This is a genomic window from Asticcacaulis sp. MM231 (assembly GCF_964186625.1).
Taxonomy (GTDB): Bacteria; Pseudomonadota; Alphaproteobacteria; order Caulobacterales; family Caulobacteraceae; genus Asticcacaulis.
The window spans coordinates 172,397-192,535 of sequence record NZ_OZ075110.1 but is presented as its reverse complement, the minus strand read 5'-3'; the positions used below and the strand labels follow the sequence as shown (position 1 = coordinate 192,535).

Annotated in this window: 13 protein-coding genes; 9 read left to right on the top strand and 4 right to left on the bottom strand. The window is 58.4% G+C overall.

What is annotated here, in order from left to right; all coding sequences use genetic code 11:
• The 3 genes from ABQ278_RS20100 to ABQ278_RS20090 form a co-directional block, all read right to left on the bottom strand.
• Positions 1-2,367 carry an ABC transporter permease gene (locus tag ABQ278_RS20100; RefSeq protein WP_349322802.1) on the bottom strand — a complete coding sequence of 789 codons (2,367 nt, stop codon included), beginning with the start codon at positions 2,365-2,367 and terminating at the stop codon, positions 1-3.
• 6 nt (positions 2,368-2,373) lie between these two features.
• On the bottom strand, positions 2,374-3,060 hold the full coding sequence (locus ABQ278_RS20095; protein ID WP_349322801.1) for an ABC transporter ATP-binding protein: 687 nt from the start codon (positions 3,058-3,060) through the stop codon (positions 2,374-2,376).
• A gap of 132 nt (positions 3,061-3,192) precedes the next feature.
• Positions 3,193-4,011 carry a helix-turn-helix domain-containing protein gene (locus ABQ278_RS20090; protein WP_349322800.1) on the bottom strand — a complete coding sequence of 273 codons (819 nt, stop codon included), beginning with the start codon at positions 4,009-4,011 and terminating at the stop codon, positions 3,193-3,195.
• Between the two features lie 130 nt (positions 4,012-4,141).
• Here ABQ278_RS20090 and ABQ278_RS20085 point away from each other — a divergent pair, with 130 nt between their 5' ends.
• Genes ABQ278_RS20085 through ABQ278_RS20075 form a run of 3 tightly spaced genes read left to right on the top strand, consistent with a single transcriptional unit; the run spans position 4,142 to position 6,588 of the window.
• Positions 4,142-5,371, top strand: coding sequence for a response regulator (locus ABQ278_RS20085; protein WP_349322799.1), 1,230 nt, complete (start codon positions 4,142-4,144; stop codon positions 5,369-5,371).
• Positions 5,361-5,978 (top strand): hypothetical protein, encoded by a 618-nt coding sequence (locus ABQ278_RS20080; RefSeq protein WP_349322798.1) that lies wholly within the window; start codon positions 5,361-5,363, stop codon positions 5,976-5,978. The genes ABQ278_RS20085 and ABQ278_RS20080 overlap by 11 nt, the downstream gene beginning before the upstream one ends.
• Positions 5,979-6,012: 34 nt before the next feature.
• Positions 6,013-6,588, top strand: coding sequence for an ATP-binding protein (locus ABQ278_RS20075; protein WP_349322797.1), 576 nt, complete (start codon positions 6,013-6,015; stop codon positions 6,586-6,588).
• Here ABQ278_RS20075 and ABQ278_RS20070 read toward each other — a convergent pair.
• Positions 6,544-7,362, bottom strand: a complete 819-nt coding sequence (locus ABQ278_RS20070) for an IclR family transcriptional regulator (RefSeq protein ID WP_349322796.1) — start codon at positions 7,360-7,362, stop codon at positions 6,544-6,546. The genes ABQ278_RS20075 and ABQ278_RS20070 overlap by 45 nt on opposite strands.
• Before the next feature lie 697 nt (positions 7,363-8,059).
• Between ABQ278_RS20070 and ABQ278_RS20065 the strand changes: the two genes are divergently transcribed.
• The 6 genes from ABQ278_RS20065 (at position 8,060) to ABQ278_RS20040 (ending at position 20,120) form a co-directional block, all read left to right on the top strand.
• A complete protein-coding gene (locus tag ABQ278_RS20065) occupies positions 8,060-11,206 on the top strand; it encodes a TonB-dependent receptor (RefSeq protein ID WP_349322795.1) in 3,147 nt (1,048 codons plus the stop codon).
• 94 nt (positions 11,207-11,300) lie between these two features.
• Positions 11,301-12,857, top strand: coding sequence for a tryptophan halogenase family protein (locus tag ABQ278_RS20060; protein WP_349322794.1), 1,557 nt, complete (start codon positions 11,301-11,303; stop codon positions 12,855-12,857).
• Complete coding sequence (locus ABQ278_RS20055; protein ID WP_349322793.1) at positions 12,854-14,383, top strand: tryptophan halogenase family protein; 1,530 nt, start codon at positions 12,854-12,856, stop codon at positions 14,381-14,383. The genes ABQ278_RS20060 and ABQ278_RS20055 overlap by 4 nt, the downstream gene beginning before the upstream one ends.
• The gene (locus ABQ278_RS20050) at positions 14,373-15,878 is read left to right on the top strand and encodes a tryptophan halogenase family protein (protein ID WP_349322792.1); all 1,506 of its coding nucleotides are present in this window, start codon (positions 14,373-14,375) and stop codon (positions 15,876-15,878) included. Before ABQ278_RS20055 ends, ABQ278_RS20050 begins: the two co-directional genes overlap by 11 nt.
• A gap of 97 nt (positions 15,879-15,975) precedes the next feature.
• A complete protein-coding gene (locus ABQ278_RS20045; RefSeq protein WP_349322791.1) occupies positions 15,976-18,357 on the top strand; it encodes a glycoside hydrolase family 2 TIM barrel-domain containing protein in 2,382 nt (793 codons plus the stop codon).
• A 185-nt stretch (positions 18,358-18,542) separates the two neighbouring features.
• The gene (locus ABQ278_RS20040) at positions 18,543-20,120 is read left to right on the top strand and encodes an alpha-L-fucosidase (RefSeq protein WP_349322790.1); all 1,578 of its coding nucleotides are present in this window, start codon (positions 18,543-18,545) and stop codon (positions 20,118-20,120) included.
• Positions 20,121-20,139: the final 19 nt, after the last annotated feature.

Here is a 20,139-nt window from a genome sequence, read left to right as displayed (position 1 = left end):
TCAGAACGTGCGCAGCGGCTGACTTGAGCGGTCCGGCGATGTCAGGACAATGTGAACGGTAAGGGTGATCAGGGTGATAAGGAGCGTAAGACCCCCGGCGCTCACAAAGGCGGCGGGGTTTAACGCAATGTGGGCGTCAAAGGACCTCAGCCACCACGACATCAAAAGCCAGGATAAAAGGCCAGCGGCCAGGTTGGCGATCAGAAAGGGTTTAACGAAGGGCGCCACCCTGAGCCGGACAATATCCCAAAAGCGAGCCCCCAAGGCGTTGCGGATGGCGATTTCACGGCTGCGCGCCCGCGCCAGGTAGATAGACAGTCCGCTCAGGCCCAAAACGGACAGGCAGATACCAACAACCGAGAGCAGGGCGAAAGCCCACCATTGCTGCTTCATGTCCTGATAGAGATCGCTCAGATATTCCGAATAAAAGTAGCGGTAGATGGGATTGTAGTCCGGATATTGCTGTTGCCAGGCCCTATCAATAGCCGCGAGCGCCGCCGCTTCGTCGCCTGGCTTCAGCCTGACATTGAGGCGGGTGAAGGAAAACGACTGGTTGTCAAAAACCATCGGCTGCAAGGCTTTGCGCACCGTGTTGGTGCGCATGTCGTCGACCACGCCTATAACCGTTGACCGGATGTGAATGCGATCGGCCTCATAATCAAGCACGTGGCCAATCGCGTCGGCCGGCCGGCGATATCCCAGGGCCTCGACCGCCGAGCGGCTGAGGATCACCTCAGTCGGCGGCGTTTCGGCGTAGTAGACGCCGGAGAAGGGTCTGCCTGCCAGAAGGCGCACGCCGAACATATCGAAGAAGTTCGCATCAACCGATTGCCGGTTGAACTGGACACGCCGTCCGCCCGGCGCCACGGCCCAACCCGGTCGAATGTCCCTTTCTTCGGGAATAAAACGTGAGAAGGAGGCATCAGCGACGCCGGGAAGGGCGAGGATGCGTCGCTTGAAGTCAAACTGGTGAAGCGTATCGTAGGTGACGATCTGAAGAACGCGGTCTGCGTCGAAATTCAGCGCGGTTCCGGTGGCGAACATCCACTGCCGATGGACGACCTGTGAAGAAATCAGGAGTGTTATGAGCAGGGTGAACTGCACCGTTATCCAGCCAACGCGGCTAAGGTAGGAACGATTATGGGCGGTTAGGCCTGCCGCATAACCGTGTCGTGGCGCTGATAGAACGGTGGCCGGATAAAGGGCCCCCAGCATGCCCGTGAGGATCGCGCCTGTGACAAACCAAGCGATAAAGCCTGGTGACGACCAGAGCGATAGCTTCAGTCCCATGGGCGCATTGATGAACGGCAGCAACCTCTCGACCAGGGCAAGCCCCGCGGACAAAGCGATGAGATGAATAACAAGCGCCTCAAACAAGATATGTAAGAACAGGTGATGCCGCTGGGCGCCCAAACTGCGGCGCACCGACATCTCAGGGCTGCGTTCGTCGATTTGGGCCGTCATCAGCCCCGCCAGATTCGCCGCAGCGAGAAGCAGGATGACGGCGGAGACGGCGGCCATGGCAAAGACCGTATCCCTGTGGCTGCGAGTGACAATCTGGCTGTCAGCCTCCGGCTGGAAATGCACCTCAGGCAGCGGGGTGAGGGTGAATCTTGCCGGGAAATTACTGCCACTATGCCAACTGTCGGCGGCGATGCGTTTGACCGTATCGGCTGTCAGGCGCCTTCCCGGCAGGAGTTTCACGAAGGTATAGCACGACGCCCACTGCCAATCCGGGTTTTTGTCAAGCACAGTCAACATGCTGTAATCGCTGTGGCCAGAGACAAAAATTTCGCGGTCAAGGCTCGTATTGGCGGGGAAATCGGCCAAAACGGCCGTAACCTCGACAGGAGAGGCCCCGTTGATCAGCAAAATCTGCCCTACGACATCGTCCCGGCCGAAGTACCGCCGTGCCATCTTTTGGGTCAGGACCATCTTGAAGGGCTGGTCGAGCGCTGTGTCCAGTTTGCCGGCGACGGCCTTGAGGTGCAAGACGTCAAAAAACCTGGCGTCGGCCCAGTAGAGACGTTCCAGCGACGCGAAGCGTGATGATTTAACCGACCATTCGACCGGATGCAGCCGCACGGCGTCTTCCACGTCCGGCGCCCGGGCGCGAAGCCAGCCCGCCAGCCCGGCCGGGGATTTGTCATTGCTGACCAAAGGGCTGTTGGCGGGGCTGTAGACCGTGGTCACCAGGTATATGCCGTCTGCCTGCGGAATGAAGCGATCGAAACTGAGTTCGCTTGTGACGTACAGTCCGATAATGAGGGCGGCCGCGAAACCTATGGCCAGCCCGATAATGTTAAGGAGGCTTACCCCCCAGAAACGGAACAGCGAGCGGCATATATGGACAGGAACTCGACGCACGCAGACTCATAACAGACGGCGCCGTGTAAACTGGATGCGGCCGTCCAGCATTTCCACAACCCGTTCCGCCTGATCGGCCTGGCTGGGGGAGTGGGTGACCACGACCAGCGTACTGCCTTCCAGGTGAAGCGCTTTGAGAATGCCGAAAATCTGAGCCGCATTTTCCGAATCAAGATTACCTGTCGGTTCGTCGGCCAAAAGGATAGCGGGACGTCCGACAATCGCGCGGGCTATGGCACAGCGCTGTTGCTGTCCGCCGGACAGTTGCCGGGGCAAATGGTTGGCCCGATGGGCTATGCCGACGCGATCCATGGCCTCCATGATCCGGGCCCGCCGGTTTTTGTCGCGTTCGTTTCGGTACAGCAGGGCCAACTCGATATTGTCATAGACCGTCAGGCTGTCGATCAGGTTGAAGCTCTGGAACACAAAGCCGATATCCTTCGCCCTGAGTTGCGCAAGCTGACCGGGCGTACGGTCGTCCAGAGTGTCGCCGTCGTAGATGTACTGGCCGGATGACGGACGCTCCAGCGTCCCCAGTATGTTGAGCAGGGTCGATTTACCACAGCCAGAGGGGCCGCAAATGGCAACGAACTCGCCCGGTTCGATGTCGAGTGAAACGCCCCGCAACACCTCGACGCGTCGTTCCGGTGTTTCGTACGTGAACTCCAGGTTCTTAAGACTGATAAGCGGCATGGGAACGCCATACACCTTTGGCGGAGACATGAAACCTATAATGTCAGGACGCTTTAACATATTCCGAGCCTGTGTGGCGTGTTCCGGGGCGGCAGGGTTGGCCGACCCGTGACGGGAGGCAGCCGCAAGCCGTCAGGAGACCAACGCCTCGCTTTGCAGCGACGCGTTCAGGCGCTCAGCCGCCTGTTGCAACGCCGCCAGACACCAGGTGAGGCTCGGACTTGTGCTGGTTTTGATGTACGGAACGGTCAGGGCGGCCACGAACCGGCTCTTGTCGAAGATGGGGCACGATAGGTCGATAACATCGGGTAGGTACGGATTGGCAACCTTTGTGAACCCGGCTTCAGTTGCCGCCTGCACCGTTTTTTTCAATGAGGTCCATTGCGCGTCAATGGTCGTGGAGAGGCCCTGTGGCCAACTCGCAGGATCGGAATGTTTCATAAACGCCGTAAAAGCCAGCCCGGGAGCAGAGTTCGGAATATCGTAGCGGAATCCGATCGGGACGTTGATTCCGTAGGGGCCAGATGATTCTTGATGGCTTACGACCTGCATATCTGCCGCGATCGGAATCGACAGGTTGCACGATTGCGAAATGCTTTCGGACAAAGTGCACATGATGGGCTGAGCATGACTGAGCAATCTCTGGTGGGTATCGGCCGTCGACTGGATATGGAACAGCTTTCGGGTGGTCGCGTAGGCACCGTCCTTGCCGATCCGCGCCACGTAGCCGCGCTGCTCAAGGACGACCATCGAACGGTAAACCGACGAACCGGATATCTTCAAAGCGCTCGCAATCGTTTGTTGTGTCGCCGGTGTTTCGCAGGTGGCGAGATGCTCCAGAACCTTAAGCCCCAGGGTCAGGCCGCGTGAACCCGTGCTTGCTGATTTAGGCAAGACGGGGGCGGTCAATGACGTTGGTTCGCTCCGACGGACATTGTTTTGGCTTCTCATGCGCGTTTCCTTATGGTTACGGGCAGTCTAACACCGTAGGACGCCCGAACTAACATGCCAAAATCATTTGACTTTTTCTGCTTTTCGCGGACATTTAGACACCAACTGTCCACAGTGTCCGGATTCGTACATGCCCGCGCGCAAGATCTTGTTTATCGATGATGACCCCGGGGTCCTGAAGACGGCAGAGCTTTTCCTGCTGAAACTGGGTTACGACTTTCGCCAGGCCCTCAATCCCGCCGAAGCCTATGGTATTCTGAGTGCCGAACCTGTGGACGTCATACTTCTGGACCTGAATTTTTCGCGCGCGCAGATGTCAGGGGAGGAGGGACTGGCCTGTCTGCGCGAAATCCTGAGGCATGATCCTCATGCGGTTGTCATCGTTGTGACAGGGCACAGCGGATTGACCATAGCCGTTCAGGCGCTGCGGGCCGGCGCGAAGAACTTCGTCATGAAGCCATGGAACAATGCGCGGCTTCTGGAGGCCATCGAAGAGGCCATCGCGCAACGCGGAAACCCGCAACCTCCCGAACTTGCGGACGGGCTTGCAACGCTTGACGCTGGCGTGATCGTCGGGGCGTGTGATGCTTTGGTGCGCACGCGAGAACTGATCACGAAATACGCGCCCCTGACAGCCTCGGTTCTTCTGATGGGCGAGAGCGGAACGGGAAAGAGCCTGGTGGCTCAGGCGCTCCACCGCCAGTCGCTTCGCTCGGACGTGAAGATCCTGCAGGCGGCGAGCCTCACGCTTGCTGATGTGTCTGATCTGGCCAATATTACGAACGCGACCTTGGTGCTTGAGGATATCGATGGTCTTGCCCCTGACCTTACACAGGCCCTGCTGGCTGCGCTTGCCGACGCCAGCCGGCGTAATACCCGCTTTGTAGCAACGACCAGCCGGCACCATATGGAGATAGGCCTTCAAAAAGCCCTGCTTTATGCGCTGAGCACACTTGAAATGGTGCTGCCGCCGCTACGTGATCGGGGCCATGACATAGACCTGCTTTCCCATCATTTCGCCAGGGTTTTCGCCCTGCGGCAGGGGCTGGGCGCCCGAAGCCTGGCGCCGGATGCCATCATCGCTTTGCGCGGATACGCCTGGCCGGATAACCTGCATGCCTTGCGACGCGTTGTGGAGCGCGCGCTTGTAGCCTGTGATGGACCGGTGGCGACGGCGGCGGATCTTGATCTGCCAAGCGGCACAGCCACACCGGACCTGGGGCTCAATCTCGAACGTACGGAAAGGCTCGTCATTGAAGAGGCGCTGAGCCGCCACAATTTCAATATTTCCAAAGCGGCCATGGAACTTGGTCTGACGCGTCAGACCTTATATCGTCGGATGGCCAGGCATGGCCTTTAAGTCACGCCTATCCTTTCTGGTCACTGTGGCGGGTCTCATAGGCGCGTCCGCCCTTGTGACCAACGCGCTCCAAAACCAGCTTTGGGGCAATGCAGCGTTCGGCGTTCTCATCGCCGCGGGCTGTCTGGCATGCCTGATGAGCCTCCAGTCCCAGACCTTGCCGGATCCGCCGGTCCTGAACGTCGTCCGGCATGACCGCACGGAGCCTCTGACGGTGCTGATCGATCAGGTGCCCCTGCCGCTTCTCAGGTTCAGTGCCGCAGAAGGTTTGCAGGCGGTCAATCGGGCGGCGCGCAGTCTCTTCCGCACGGATGACCTGATTGCCGATCCGCCACAAAGCCTTATCGCGTCCGTCACCCGGACAGATCCGGGAATGCCGGGTTCGCTGACCCTGTTTGGCCGGACCTATGCGGTCGGCATTAGTGACTTCATCACCGCGCACTATACCATCCGACTTATCAGCTTGACCGACATCCAGTCCGAAATCCGCATGGCGGAGGCCACAGCCCTGCGCGACCTGCTCAGGGTGCTCAGCCATGAAATTATGAATTCGCTGACTCCGGTGGCGAATTCTGGCCGGAATCGCGCGCGACTATCTGCAGGATGAAACGTCGCCGGCGTCGCGCGACGCGCGCGACGCCTTGACCTTATTGTCGGAACGCGCAGGCGGCTTGGCGCGTTTTGTCGAGGCCTATCGCTCCATGGCGAGATTGCCTGAACCCGTACGCCGGCCGGTCGCGCTGGGAGCCTTGCTTGGCAATGTGGTTCTGGTCTTCCAGCAGAGTGAGGCCGCCAAAAGGGTATCCATCGAACTCGATCTGCCGCCGGATGATCCACAGCTTGATGTCGATGAAACCCTTCTTATCCAGGCGCTGCTCAATGTCCTGACCAATGCCGCCGAGGCCGCGGACTCCCTGTCCGGCGGCGGTCTCATTCGCATAGCATTGGAAAGCGACATTAAGGATATTCGCATTGTCATTGCCGATCAGGGTTGCGGCGTGCCGGAAACGCTTATCGATCAGATGTTTCATGCCTTTGTCACGACCAAGCCGAACGGTACGGGGACGGGACTGAATCTGGCGCGGCAAATCGCCCTGGCGCATGGCGGCGACCTGCTCTTTCTCGGCGCACAGGACACGTGGAGCGCGGTCTTTGTCTTTACCCTTCCGACGTCACCGAAATTGGCTGACGTCGATGAGCGACTCGGGCGCGCCTAAAGCCTTTGACAGGCCAGATACCGTCTCGATCAGGGTGGCGGCGCATTCCTCAAGACTTACGCTGAGTTTACTTTTGATGTGCGGGACTGTCATCACCGCCAGCACGCCGCGGTCGCTGAAGACCGGGCACGAAATATCCGTGATGCTGTCGGCGTAGAGGCTCGGAGCCACCAGAACCCCCTTGGCGCGGGCGCAATACGCCTGATCCTCGAAGGCTTCCCACTCAGGTTCAGTGACCGTTGGCTGCAGAGCGGCCCGCCATGCGTCACGCACCTTGGGCCGCTGGAAGGCGTACAATACGGCGCCTGCTGCCGTCCCGGTAATATTCTGCCGGAAACCTACCCGGATATGAAAACTGGGAATGGACGGCGCGTCCATCTGCCCCACCACGACAATCTGCTCATCCGAGGCGACAACGATATGGCAGGCTTGAAGGATATTCTCCGCGAGAGAGCGCATGGCTGGCATGGCGTGATCGAGGAGGTTTTTACTGATGCCGCGTGACATGCCCAGTGAAAACAGCTTGTTTGTCAGCTCATAGCCACTTTGGTTTTCAGCCATGGCGACGTAACCGCGGTTTTCAAGCACCTGAACCATGCGAAACAACTCGCTGACCGATTTGTTCAACTGCTCGGAGATCTGCTTCGGGGGCATGGGACGCGCCGCCGCCGCAAGCAGTTCGATGATATCGAGCCCCTTTTCAAGCGCCGGCGCACGATAACGGGCATCGCCGGCCTCTTCAGCGTCATCGGTTTCGGCCGTACGTCGTGCCATGGTCGAGCTTTTCGCGCCATTCGTCATTTTTGGTCTCGGGCTGCGGTCCTGATCCCGGTAGGCGATGGGTGATCGCCTGACCAAAACGACCAGAGTGTTATTAAGAGGTCATCCTATGAACATCATATATAAAAAACCATGTCAATTTCGGGGTCCGGCAGGGGCAATATAATTTAATCGAAAGTATGTCTAATTTTTATAAACAAAATAGTATTTTATATTTGATTTTTTCCAATGTCTACGGTAACCATATCAGGCGATATGAGTATGTCGTCGAGGTTTTATACTCCCTGGTTGGCCTCGAGTTGCATTTTGGCCCCCTTGTCCGAGCGCGAGGGGGCCTTTTTGATAGGCTATCGCGCAGCAAAGCCGAGACTCTTCCGGCTTAAGAGTGCCCTTGCAATTTACAAATAAAAATATAATTTACTTATGGCAGTTCCCGTAAATGTTACAATCAGGAACGCCTGCCCCTCAAGCCGAACGCATTGTGGCATATTGGTCCAAAAGCTTGCCAAATTCCTACCATTTTGTGTCTAAGACGCAACAGTCTTTCATTTTGAATATGAAACATCATTTTATTATTGAATTGTTCCGGTCATCAGTGGCTATTATCCTACAATAAGCGGACAGCTTTTGTGCCGCGATAACGAATAACGGGTCGACGATCGGCGTCAGTCCCGAACATGAGGAAACAGGCATGAAACAAGCGAGATTGAAGCTTTGGCTGAGCGTGGGCGTTTCCGCCCTGACGCTGGTGACGTTCGCAGCGTCCGCTCAGGCGCAGGAGGCACCCTCGGAGACCACGACGGACGCCACTGCAAAGCGCGATGATACGGTTGTCGTCGTTACGGCCCGCCGCAAGGCGCTGCAAAGCGCCACCGAGTTGAAGAAAAAATCCGACACCATGATCGATTCTGTGGTGGCCGACGAAGCCGGCCGTTTGCCGGACAATTCGATCACTGAGGTGCTGGCGCGCATTCCGGGCGTCACCATGAGCCGCTTCAATGGGTCTGGCGATTCCTTCCAGGTAGAAGGCTCGGGTATTCAGATTCGCGGCCTGTCAAATCCCAGCAGCATGCTCAATGGTCGCGAAGTCTTTTCCGCCAATGGCGGTTCCGGATTGATGTGGGGCGAGGTTACGCCGGAACTGATGGCTGCGGTTGACGTCTACAAGGCGACGCGTGTTGACCTGATCGAAGGCGGAACGGGCGGCTCCATCGACCTGCGCACCAAGATGCCGTTTGACTACAAAAAGCCGGCGTTTGAGGGGTCAGTCGGGCTCAGCAAGGGGGACCTGGTCGGGCGGTCCTCGCCGTCGATTTCAGCCCTTGTCACCAAGCGTTTCGACACCCCGGTCGGCGAAATGGGTTTCCTGGTCGATGTGGCCTATTCGAAATTCCTGTCCCAGACGGGCCATCTCAGCGTCGAGCCCTACTACAAGAAGCTCTACCAGGGCGAGGACCGCTACATGCCGGCGGGTTTCGGCTGGGGCGACGATCACTTTGAGCGCGAGCGCACGGGGCTTTATGAAGCCTTCCAGTGGAGGCCGAATGATCATCTGGTGATTTTCCAGACCTTCTTCCAGACCCACTACACCAGCAACAACAACGGCACGAGCGCCTGGCTGTCGAGCGATCGCCTCATGCCGACCTCCGGCGACGCCACCTTTGACGAAAACGGCGTTCTGGTCACGGCCGATCACATGTCGAATGCCTCCTTTAACGACGGCAGCGCTGGCTCTACCGTTGGCCAGGGCTGGCTTAGCGAAGATCAGCAGGTCGATTGTAACGCGCCCTATGGTCAACAGGCCACCAGTCTGGATTGGGGTGCGTCGCCTCCCAGCTGTGCGGTCGCAAACTCATCTGCCGGCAGCAGTCGGGGTTTCTCGACGACGGATAATATCACCCGCGACTTCAGCCAGGGCTTTACCTGGACGGGCGATCGTCTGCGTGCGCGCGGCGCTTTGCAGTTTGTCGATTCGTCGGCGAAATCCACCGGTATGTCGGCAGGTCTGTCTGTGCCCGTCACAGGCTTCAGCGTCGATCTGAGTGGCGATACGCCCAAGTTCCTGATCGATAATTCTCAGTCCCTGACCTCCCCTGCCAGCTATCAATGGAGTCAGATCAGTTGGCGCCCGACCAACAATCACGCCACGATGGTGGCTGCCAATCTCGATGCTGATTACGAACTGGGGGATGGCTTCTTCAAGACGATCAGCATGGGCGTTCGTGAAGCCAACCGGGTCGAGCACGACAATTATGATGGCACCTACTGGGCGTCCTTGGGGGCGGGCTGGAATGGATCGCCTGTAACCCATTTGTCCGATGGCCCAGCGGAAGACAGCGAATATTATGGCTTCGATAATTTCTTCCATAATGACGTGCCCGTTCCGGGCGTTTTCTATGTGCCGTCGTCTGATCTTCTGAAGTCCAATGACTTCGCGTACATCATGAATACCTATGGCTACAGTAACACCATAACCCTGGCCGACGGTACGGTCGTGCCGGTGACGCCTGAACAAGTTGTGCAACACAAGCATGGTGGGTCGCGCACGGCGGTGAAAACGGAGTCGGTCTATCTTATGGCCAAGTTCGGCAGCGAGACGGGACTTTTCGGCGTGCCCTATACGGGTAATGTCGGTATCCGTTATACTAAGACCTCTACCGAGGCGAGCGGCAACTTTGTCTTTGCGCAAAGTGATTTCTATATGAATCAGGCCGATGCCAATGCCGACTTCCAGGCTGATCCGACAGGCACCTTGACGCCGCGCGCCGTGCATCTGTCAGAAGATGTACAAAATCGCGTCGACGAAAGTGAAGATGCGCGCGCTCTGCCGGCGTTCAACATCAACTTCAAGCCGTCCGACACCTTCTTTGTTCGCCTGGCGGCCAACCAGACCATGTCGCGTCCATCCTTCTCGGACATCACGGTCGCGGGCAATGGATCGGTCACCACGCAGCTGAACGGTAACAACTATACCGAATCGACCCCTGGCGGAGAGGTGAACCACGTCTTCAAGCCGATCTTCGACCGCGTGACGGCCAGTATTGGCAACACGACGCTGAAGCCCACGATCGCCACAAACTTTGATCTTTCGCTGGAGTGGTACAAAAGCTGGAGCACGACGGCCCATCTCGCCTTCTTCCATAAGGATCTCAAAGATCTGATTGTCTTCGGTGACTCGGTCGTTCCCTTCCCTTACGACTTCACCAAAACGGACGGCACGGCTGTTTCGGGCGTGTCAACCCTGACGACCAGTCAGGCGACAAACGCCGATGAAAACGCAACGATCAAGGGTTTTGAATTTGGCGGTCGCACCTTCTTTGACAGCCTTCCCGGCTTCTGGAGCGGTTTCGGAATCGATGCCAACTTCACCTATATTGAAAGCCGCAACCCGGCGCCGAAAGCGTATGATCTGGATGGCAACCGCTTCTCCGCTCTGCCCGTCGTGGGTCTGTCGCGTTACACCTACAATCTGAATCTGATGTATTCGAAGGGGCCTTTGTATGTCGGATTGGCCTATAACTGGCGCAGTCGTTTCCTGATGGGCACCAATACCAACGGAACAGGCACGGTCGGCAGTGGCTACACCTACTGTTCGGATACTGAGGGCCATTGTGAGACCATCCACTATAACCTGCCGCTCTATGGGCGTGATTACGGTCAGCTCGATTTCGGCGCCAACTACAAGGTCAGCGACCGCATTCGGATTTCCGTGCAGGCCAGTAACCTGACAAACGAGGTAGCAAGAAGCGATATGGAGATAAAACCGGGCAAGTTCTACCCGCGTAATTACTATGAATCGGATCGTCGTATCGAGTTCGGTCTTAACTTCGCTTACTAAGTCTTAAGTCCGGATGGCTTTTCGCACCCCTTGCGCAGAGCCATCCGGCGCAAGATTTGGCCCCAGGTCCCCAGAGATTTCGAGACCGTATGTCGTGATAAAAGCCATTACTATTGTCGGAGGCGGTACCGCGGGCTGGGTAACGGCGAATTATCTCGCGCGTATGTTATCCAGTGACCGTCCCGGCGGCGTCCAACTCACCGTGATCGAAGCGCCGGAGATCGGCCCCATAGGGGTGGGCGAGGGGACCTTCCCCAGTATCCTGAAAACCTTGTCGCGTATTGGGCTCGATGAGCGCCTGCTGTTCACAGAAGCCGGTGCCACCTTCAAACAGGGCGTCCGCTTTGAGAACTGGGCGCGTGGCGACGACAGCTATTATCACCTTTTCCATCCGGTCAGCCGTCCGGGCGGCATGGATCTTCTGCCCTACTGGCTTCTGGGCGAGGGCGGCGGTCTGCCATGGGCCTCAGCCGCCAACCCCCAGGCACGGGTTATCGAGGGAATGCGCGGCCCCAAGCAACCGGGCCAGCCCGATTACGCAGGTACGCTGGCCTACGCCTATCATATCGACGCGGTTGCCTTCGCCGGTATTCTGGCGCGTCATGCGGTCAAAATGGGCGTCAAACATATCACCGACAAGGTCGTCGCGGTTCACCTCGATGCCGACGGGGCGATCAATCGGTTGGCGACGGAGAAAAACGGCGATCAACGCGCCGACCTCTATATCGATTGCACCGGCTTTCGGGCGCAGCTGATCGGTGACGCGCTGAATATCCCGTTTGTCTCGCGTCGTAACGAACTGTTCGTCGATCGCGCCGTGGCCATACAGCAGCCCTACGATAATCCCGCCGGGGATATACCCTCCTGCACAAAAGCCAGGGCGGAAAAGGCCGGCTGGATCTGGGATATCGGTCTGCGACACCGCCGTGGCGTGGGCTATGTCTATTCGTCGGATCATGGCTCCGAGGACGACGCGATAAAAACCCTGAAAGCCTATATGGGCCCCGGCGTAGAGGATATTGAACCCCGCAGGCTCGCCTTTGAAACCGGATACCGCAAAACCCAGTGGCACAAGAACTGCGTCGCTATTGGCCTGTCGGCAGGGTTCGTCGAACCGCTCGAAGCGACGGGGATCGGCCTTGCCGAAAGCGCCGGTTTGCTCCTGGCAGCCGTTTTGCCGTGGGCGGGGCCACTCGATGTCGCCGCCCGGCAGTTTAACGACAAGATGACCCGGCGCTTTGAAAATATCTTCGACTTTATCAAGCTGCACTATTGCCTGAGCCAGCGCCGCGACAGCGATTTCTGGATCGATAATTGCCGGGCGGAGTCTCTTTCCGATGCCCTGAAAGACCGCCTTGAACGCTGGCGCTATCGCATGCCGGACTTTATTGATGTGGATTACGGCCATGACACGTTCGTCGAAACCAACTGGCGACAGGTGCTTTACGGCATGAGATTTCCGACCGATCTTTCCGCGCGTCGAGACGCCTATCGTTATTTCGACGCGGCGCGCGCGGCCTTCCGCGAAGTCGAACGCCATGCCGACAAGGCCTTGCGCTTCCTGCCCAGCCACCGCGACCTCGTCGAAGCCATCTGTCGGAGTGGCCAACCTCCTGTTCGGTCAAATACCGTTGGCAGGGTGGTTACATGAAGCCTGAACCTATCCAACATGTGATTATCGCTGGTGGCGGCACGGCGGGCTGGATGACGGCGGCCGCGCTCAGCAAGGCCTTTGCCGGCAGTCCGATGAAGATCACGCTGGTCGAATCCGACGAGATTGGCACGATCGGCGTCGGCGAAGCGACCATCCCGGCCATTCATTTTTTCAACACGATGCTGGGCATAGACCAGGCCGAATTTATGCGCACCTGTCAGGCGACGTTTAAGCTTGGCATCGAATTTGTCGATTGGGGTGATATCGGCCGCCGCTATATCCACCCGTTCACCACCTACGGGCGCGATCTCAACAATGTCTTCTTTCATGAGCTTTGGCTGAAATACGCCGGGATGAAAGCGGCGGCAGGCGAGGTATCGACGCTGGACGACTATAACCTCTGTTGCGTGGCGGCGCGCAACAACCGCTTTACCCATCCGGTGGGCGGCGAACGTGTGCCGGTCGGGGCGATTAAATACGCCTTTCACTTCGACGCCAGTCTCTATGCCAGGTTTTTGCGCACCTATAGTGAAAAGCGCGACGTCACCCGCCTCGAAGGTAAGATCAGGGATGTGCGCAGCGAGGCCGAGACGGGTTTTTTGCAGGCCCTGGTTCTGGAAGACGGCCAGACGATCGAGGGGGACCTGTTCATCGATTGCACGGGCCAACGCGCCCTTCTGATCGAACAGTCCCTGAAAAGCGGCTTTGTCGCGTGGCGGCACTGGCTGCCGTGCGACCGGGCCGTGGCGGTGCCGTGCGCCAATGCCGCCCCGGCTGCGCCCTACACACGTTCGACGGCTGATACCGCCGGCTGGCGCTGGCGCATACCCTTGCAGCACCGCGTCGGCAACGGTTACGTTTTCTCCAGCGCCTTCATCGATGACGAGGCTGCGGAGCGCCGGCTGCTGGAGTCGCTGGACGGCGAGCCCCTGGCCGCCCCGCGCCGTATTCCCTTCGTGACCGGCCGGCGTAAGGCGTTCTGGATCAAGAATTGCGTGGCCATTGGTCTTGCTTCCGGCTTTCTGGAGCCCTTGGAATCGACCAGCATCCACCTCATTCAAACCGGTGTTCTGAAGCTGTTGGCTCTGTTTCCGGACAAGGGGTTCGAAGCCGCTGACATCGCCGCCTACAACCGCCATACTGAGGCCGAGTACGAGCGTCTGCGCGATTTCCTGATCCTGCACTACAAGGTGACACAGCGGGACGACACGCTGTTCTGGCGCTATTGCCAGGCTATGGAGGTGCCGGACTCGGTCAACGAAGCGATTGAGCTTTTCGCCGCGCGCGGCCGTATGCTCGTTACCGCGGACCATCTTTTCACCGGTGCGAGCTGGATGTCGGTCATGACAGGGCAGGGCCTGACACCACGCGGTTACAACTCGCTTGTGGATACGATCCCGAACGCCGAACTTGAAGCCCATATGCGCTCCGTGCGCGACTATATTGCACAGACCACGCAAGCCATGCCGTTCCATCATGACTATGTCGCCCGCTTCTGCCGGGAGACGCAACATGCCGACTGAACCTATACGTCGCGTTGTTATTGTCGGCGGCGGAACCTCCGGATGGATGGCGGCGGCGGCCTTGACGCGCCTTTTGGCGGCGTCCCAGGTGTCGGTGACCTTGGTTGAATCCGACGACATCGGCACAATCGGGGTGGGCGAGGCAACGATCCCGGCGATTCAAAACTTCAATACCATCCTGGGCCTTGATGAAGCCGATTTCATGCGCAAGACCGGTGCGACCTTCAAGCTCGGCATAGAGTTCACCGATTGGGGAGGCTTGGGTGAGTCCTATATCCATCCCTTCGGGACCTACGGGCTTGACCGTCCTGAGGTGAAGTTTCACCAGATGTGGCTGAAATTGCGCGAACACGCTGCGGATGTTGGCGAGATCAGTGATTACAATCTAACGCTTATTGCGGCGCGGATGAACCGTTTTGGCAAGGCAAAAGCCAAGGGGGGGCTCGCCGCAAGCTTGCGCTATGCCTATCACTTCGATGCGGCGCTTTACGCCCGGTACTTGCGCGCCTATTCAGAAGCGCGCGGCGCCCTCCGGATCGAAGGTCTGGTCACTGAAATCAGGCAGGACGAGAAGGGTTTCGTCACCTCGCTGGTCCTCAAGGACGGGCGCACACTTGACGGCGATCTCTTTCTTGACTGCAGCGGTTTTCGTGGACTCCTGATCGAGCAAACGCTGAAGGCGGGCTATGTCGACTGGACCCAATGGCTGCCCTGTGATCGTGCGGTCGCCCAGCCGTGCGAACAGGCAGGCCCTCTGCTGCCTTATACGCGCTCGATGGCGGACGCCGCCGGCTGGCGCTGGCGCATTCCCCTGCAACACAGGGTGGGGAATGGTTATGTCTATTCCAGTGCGCACCTTGATGATGAGGCCGCCGCCGCCAGATTGCGGGAGACCCTGGATGGCCGCGCCCTGGCGGAACCTCGCTTCCTGCGGTTCAAGGCCGGCCACAGGCGGACATTCTGGGACAAGAATGTGGTCGCTATCGGTTTGGCCGGGGGATTTATCGAGCCGCTCGAATCGACCAGTATTCATCTGGTTCAGGCCGCCGTCACACGGCTGATGCGCCTCTTCCCCGACCGCGATGTCAATCCGGCCTTGCGTGATGAATTCAACCAGGCAAGCCGTCTCGAATACGAGCAGATCCGCGACTTCATCATTCTGCATTATAAAGCGACCAAGCGTGACGACACGCCCCTCTGGCGGCAATGCCGCGACATGGATGTGCCGGACAGCCTGAAGCACAAGATGGAACTGTTCCGCGACAGTGGCCGCATCTTCCGCTTTAAGGACGATCTGTTTACCGAAGATAGCTGGATGGCGGTGATGCTCGGTCAGGGCATCACGCCCGTCAGGCACGACCCCGTTGCGGACAGTATACCGGCGAACGACATGAAGACCGCTATTCTGGTGCTCAGATCGGCCGTTATGAAGGCAGCTCAGGCCCTGCCGGGTCACGCTGACTTTATTCAGTCCTACTGCCCGGCAGACCTCTGAGGCATTTTAACAGGTACTTGCAATGGAACGAAACATGATGACGCGCCACGCTACACACTCTGGTTTGCCTCTTTGTGCACTGATTTTGGCAGGTGTCATGACATGTCTGGCGCCCTTGGCGCAGGCCGAGCAGCGTTCCTTATCGCAGGACTGGTTGTTTCAAAAAGGCGATGTTGCCGAAGCGCAGACGTCGGCGCTCAAGGATCAGGCCTGGGTGCGCGTTTCGGTGCCGCATGACTGGTCTATTATGGATAAGCCGGATGGCAGCCCACCGTTTGACCCGAAGGCTGAGGCCGGGCAGGATTCGGGTTACCTGCCGGGCGGGATCGGCTGGTATCGCCGTCATATGACACTGGACGCCGCCGACGCCGCCAAAATCATCCGCCTGAATTTCGAGGCGGTCTATATGGACGCCGATATATGGCTTAATGGCAAAAAAATCGCCAGCCATGCCTATGGCTACAGCGCCTTTACCGTCGATCTGACGGGGCTGGTTAAGGCCGGGGATAATGTCATCGCCGTGCGCATCAACCACGCGGATCCGTCGTCACGCTGGTATGCCGGATCAGGCATCCTCCGGCCGGTGACGATGGACGTCCTCAACTGCGTCCATATCGAGCCGGACAGTGTTTTTATCACCACGCCGGTCGCCACGGAGGCTCAAGGTGTCGCCAGCATAGAGGCGACCACGGCCAATTGCGGCGCTAAAGCCCAGGCGGTTGAACTGGTGTCCCGCCTTGTCTCATCAGATGGCCTGATCGTAGCGCAGACCAGCGAAAAGCAAACGGTCGCGGCTAAGGGACAGGTTCAGTGGCGTCAAAAGCTGACGGTTGACCATCCAAAACTGTGGTCGATCAAGACGCCGAACCTTTACCATCTCGAGCAGGAGGTGCGGGTAGCGGGCGCCACGGTCGATGAGCGCCGTACACGGTTTGGCATGCGCACCCTTGAGGTGGACGCCGCCCATGGCTTGCGCGTCAACGGCAAACCTGTGGAACTGCGTGGCGGTAATATCCATCATGACAACTACATGATCGGCGCGGCGGGCGTTGTGGATGCCGATGCGCGCAAGGTCGCCCTGCTGAAAGGCGCCGGTTATAATGCCATACGCAACGCCCATAATCCGGCCAGTCAGGCCACACTCGATGCCGCCGATGAACTCGGTATGCTGGTCATCGACGAAGCCTTTGACAGTTGGCACACCAGCAAACGCCCGCAGGACTATACGCGCTTTTTCGTCACCAACTGGGCCCGTGATATCGATAGCATGGTGATCAGTGGACGTAATCACCCCAGCGTCCTGTTTTGGAGCATAGGCAATGAAATCCCGGAACAGGGCAAGCCGCAAGGTATCGAAACGGCGCGTCAGTTAAATGCCCGCGTCAAGGCGCTGGATCCATCGCGGTTGGTGACGCAAGGCGTTAATATCGGGCCGCCCGACAGCACCGGCCAGTTCGCAGAACTCGATGTCGCCGGCTATAATTACCAGCCCGATCAGTTTGCGCTCGATCATGCGCGGTTTCCCAACCGCGTGATGTATACCTCGGAATCGACCTCGAAAGAGGCCTATCGGTACTGGCAACCCGTTGAAAAGATGCCCTCGGTCATCGGCGATTTCGTCTGGACGGCGTTTGACTATATCGGCGAGACCGGGATTGGTTGGATGGGCTACAGTCAGGACTGGCAAATACTGGGGCCTTACCCCTGGCATCTGGCCTATAGCGGTGAAATAGACGTGACCGGCCGCAAGCGTCCGGCGGCCTATTATCGCGAAGTGCTGTGGAAAACCGGCATTGATCCGATTTCCGCCTTCGTAAAACAGCCTGAGGGCACAGAAGACCTGCCGGACCGTCACCTGTTCCCGATTACGCCGCCCCACCTCGACTGGTCCCTGGATGACGTGCATCCAAGCTGGACCTGGCCCGGCCAGGAAGGCAAGCCGGTTGAGGTCGTCGTCTATTCGGAATATCCGGACGTTGAGCTGTTCCTCAATGGCAAGAGCCTGGGGCGCAAAACGGTCGGCGCGGAGTCCAAGGCCGTCTATGCCGTACCCTATGCGCCCGGTGCGCTTGTGGCTGTGGGGTATCAAAACGGCAAAGCCGCCGGGCGCTGGGAATTGCGCACGGCAGGGGCAGCGACCGATGCGCGGATGAGCCTCGACAAGACGCAGATCAAGGCGGATGGTCAGGCCCTGTCCTATGTTACCATAGCGCTGGTCGATGCAAAGGGCGCGCCCATCTATGCCCGGGCTGATGATCGCCAGGTGCAGGTGCGGGTCACGGGTGCCGGTCGCCTGGCCGGTATAGGCAATGGAAATCCTCAGGACGCGGCCAGTTTCCAGTCGGGCGATCGCAAAACCTTTCATGGCCAGGTTGTAGCCGCCGTTCAGGCGGGCACGACGGCCGGTCTTATCGAGGTGGAGGTCAGCGTCGAGGGCCTGCCATCCCGCAAGATATGGCTACATGCCCTATCGAGGTAGGCACTTATCAAAACGAAGTTTTTAGGCTTGCTGAGGGATGAAAAACCTATGGTTTTTTGCTATTGAAATGTCATTTCATATATGCGAATGATTTTTGAAAAATAGCAGCGTACCGGCACCGACAATAGCCGCCAATCGTTTGCAGACAACAGGATGCCGCAAGCGTGCGGCCAAGGGAGTTAAACATGCGGATCAGTAAACGTAGCCTGTTGGCAGGCGCTCCGATTTTGGCGACCTTGGGTCTGGCCGCCGCTGTGCGGGCTGAGGCCGATACGACGGAGGGCGCGTGCGCGCCGGCATCCAAAGTGCCCGATTACAAGCTGCCCATCGCCAAGGGGCCGTTCCAGCCAACTGTGGAATCGCTCGAAACCTATGAGGCGCCGGAGTGGTTCCGTGATGCCAAGTTCGGCATCTGGGCGCACTGGGGACCGCAGGCTGTGCCGCGTGCCGGTGACTGGTATGCCCGCTTCATGTACGTGCCCGGACATCCGCATTATGACCAGCATCTGAAGGCCTACGGCCATCCCTCCGAATTTGGCTACAAGGACATTATCCCGTTGTGGACGGCGGAAAAATTCGATCCCGAAGCCCTTATGGATAAGTATGTAGCCGCCGGCGCCAAGTATTTCGTCAGCATGGGCGTCCACCACGATAATTTCGATCTGTGGGATTCAAAACTGCATCGCTGGAACGCCGTGAAGATGGGACCGAAGCGTGACGTGGTGGGCGAATGGAGCAAGGCCGCGCGTAAACGTGGCCTGCGGTTTGGTGTATCGGAGCATCTGGGCGCCAGCCACAACTGGTTCTATACCAGCCATCAGTTTGACCGCTTCTGGCCCAAGATGGGGGTCAATTATGACGGCGCTGATCCGAAATTCGTCGATCTTTATCATGACAATAGGGGCGAAGAGTATCGCGGTGATGCGGTAAGCTGGTATACAAAAGATCCCGCCTATCATCAGCTTTGGTATAATCGGATCAGCGATCTGATCGACTCCTACAAGCCGGATCTGCTCTATTCTGACGGCGGCCTGCCGTTCGGCGTGGTCGGCCGTTCGCTGGTGGCGCACCTCTATAACGGCAGCACCGATCAAAAGGGCGCGGTGCAGGCCGTCTATAACTGCAAGGACCTGGGCTCGGGTGAGTTCCATGCCAAGACCTGCGTGCAGGATGTCGAGCGCGGCGTGCTCAAGGGCATCAACCCGCGGCCGTGGCAAACCGACACCTCCAACGGCGACTGGTTCTACAGCGACAACTATAGCTACAAGACCGCGCCGCAGGTGATTACCATGCTGACCGACATCGTCAGCAAGAACGGCAATCTGCTGCTTAATGTCGTGCTCTATCCCGATGGCAGCCTGCCGCCGGAATCGCAGACCCTGCTCGATGAGCTGGCGGCGTGGATGAAGGTCAATGGCGACGCTATTCACGGCACGCGCCCGTGGCATAGCTTTGGCGAGGGGCCGACGGAAACGGTCGATGGCGCCTTCCGCGAAACCAATGACTATACGGCGCAGGATATCCGCTTCACGACACGCGGCGATAAGCTGTACGCGATCACCCTGGGCGAGCCCGTGCAAAGCGTGGCCGTGAAGGCGTTGGGCAAATCAAAGCAAGGCGCTAAGACCGTGCGTGGCGTCAAGCTTCTGGGGGTCAAGAAGGCGCTTAACTTCCGCCAGACGGCCGAGGCGCTGATCATCGACCTGCCGGCCTCCCTGCCGACGCGCCATTCCAGCGCGTTTGAGATCACCTTTCGCACCTAAGCCTCAATCTTTTTTATCG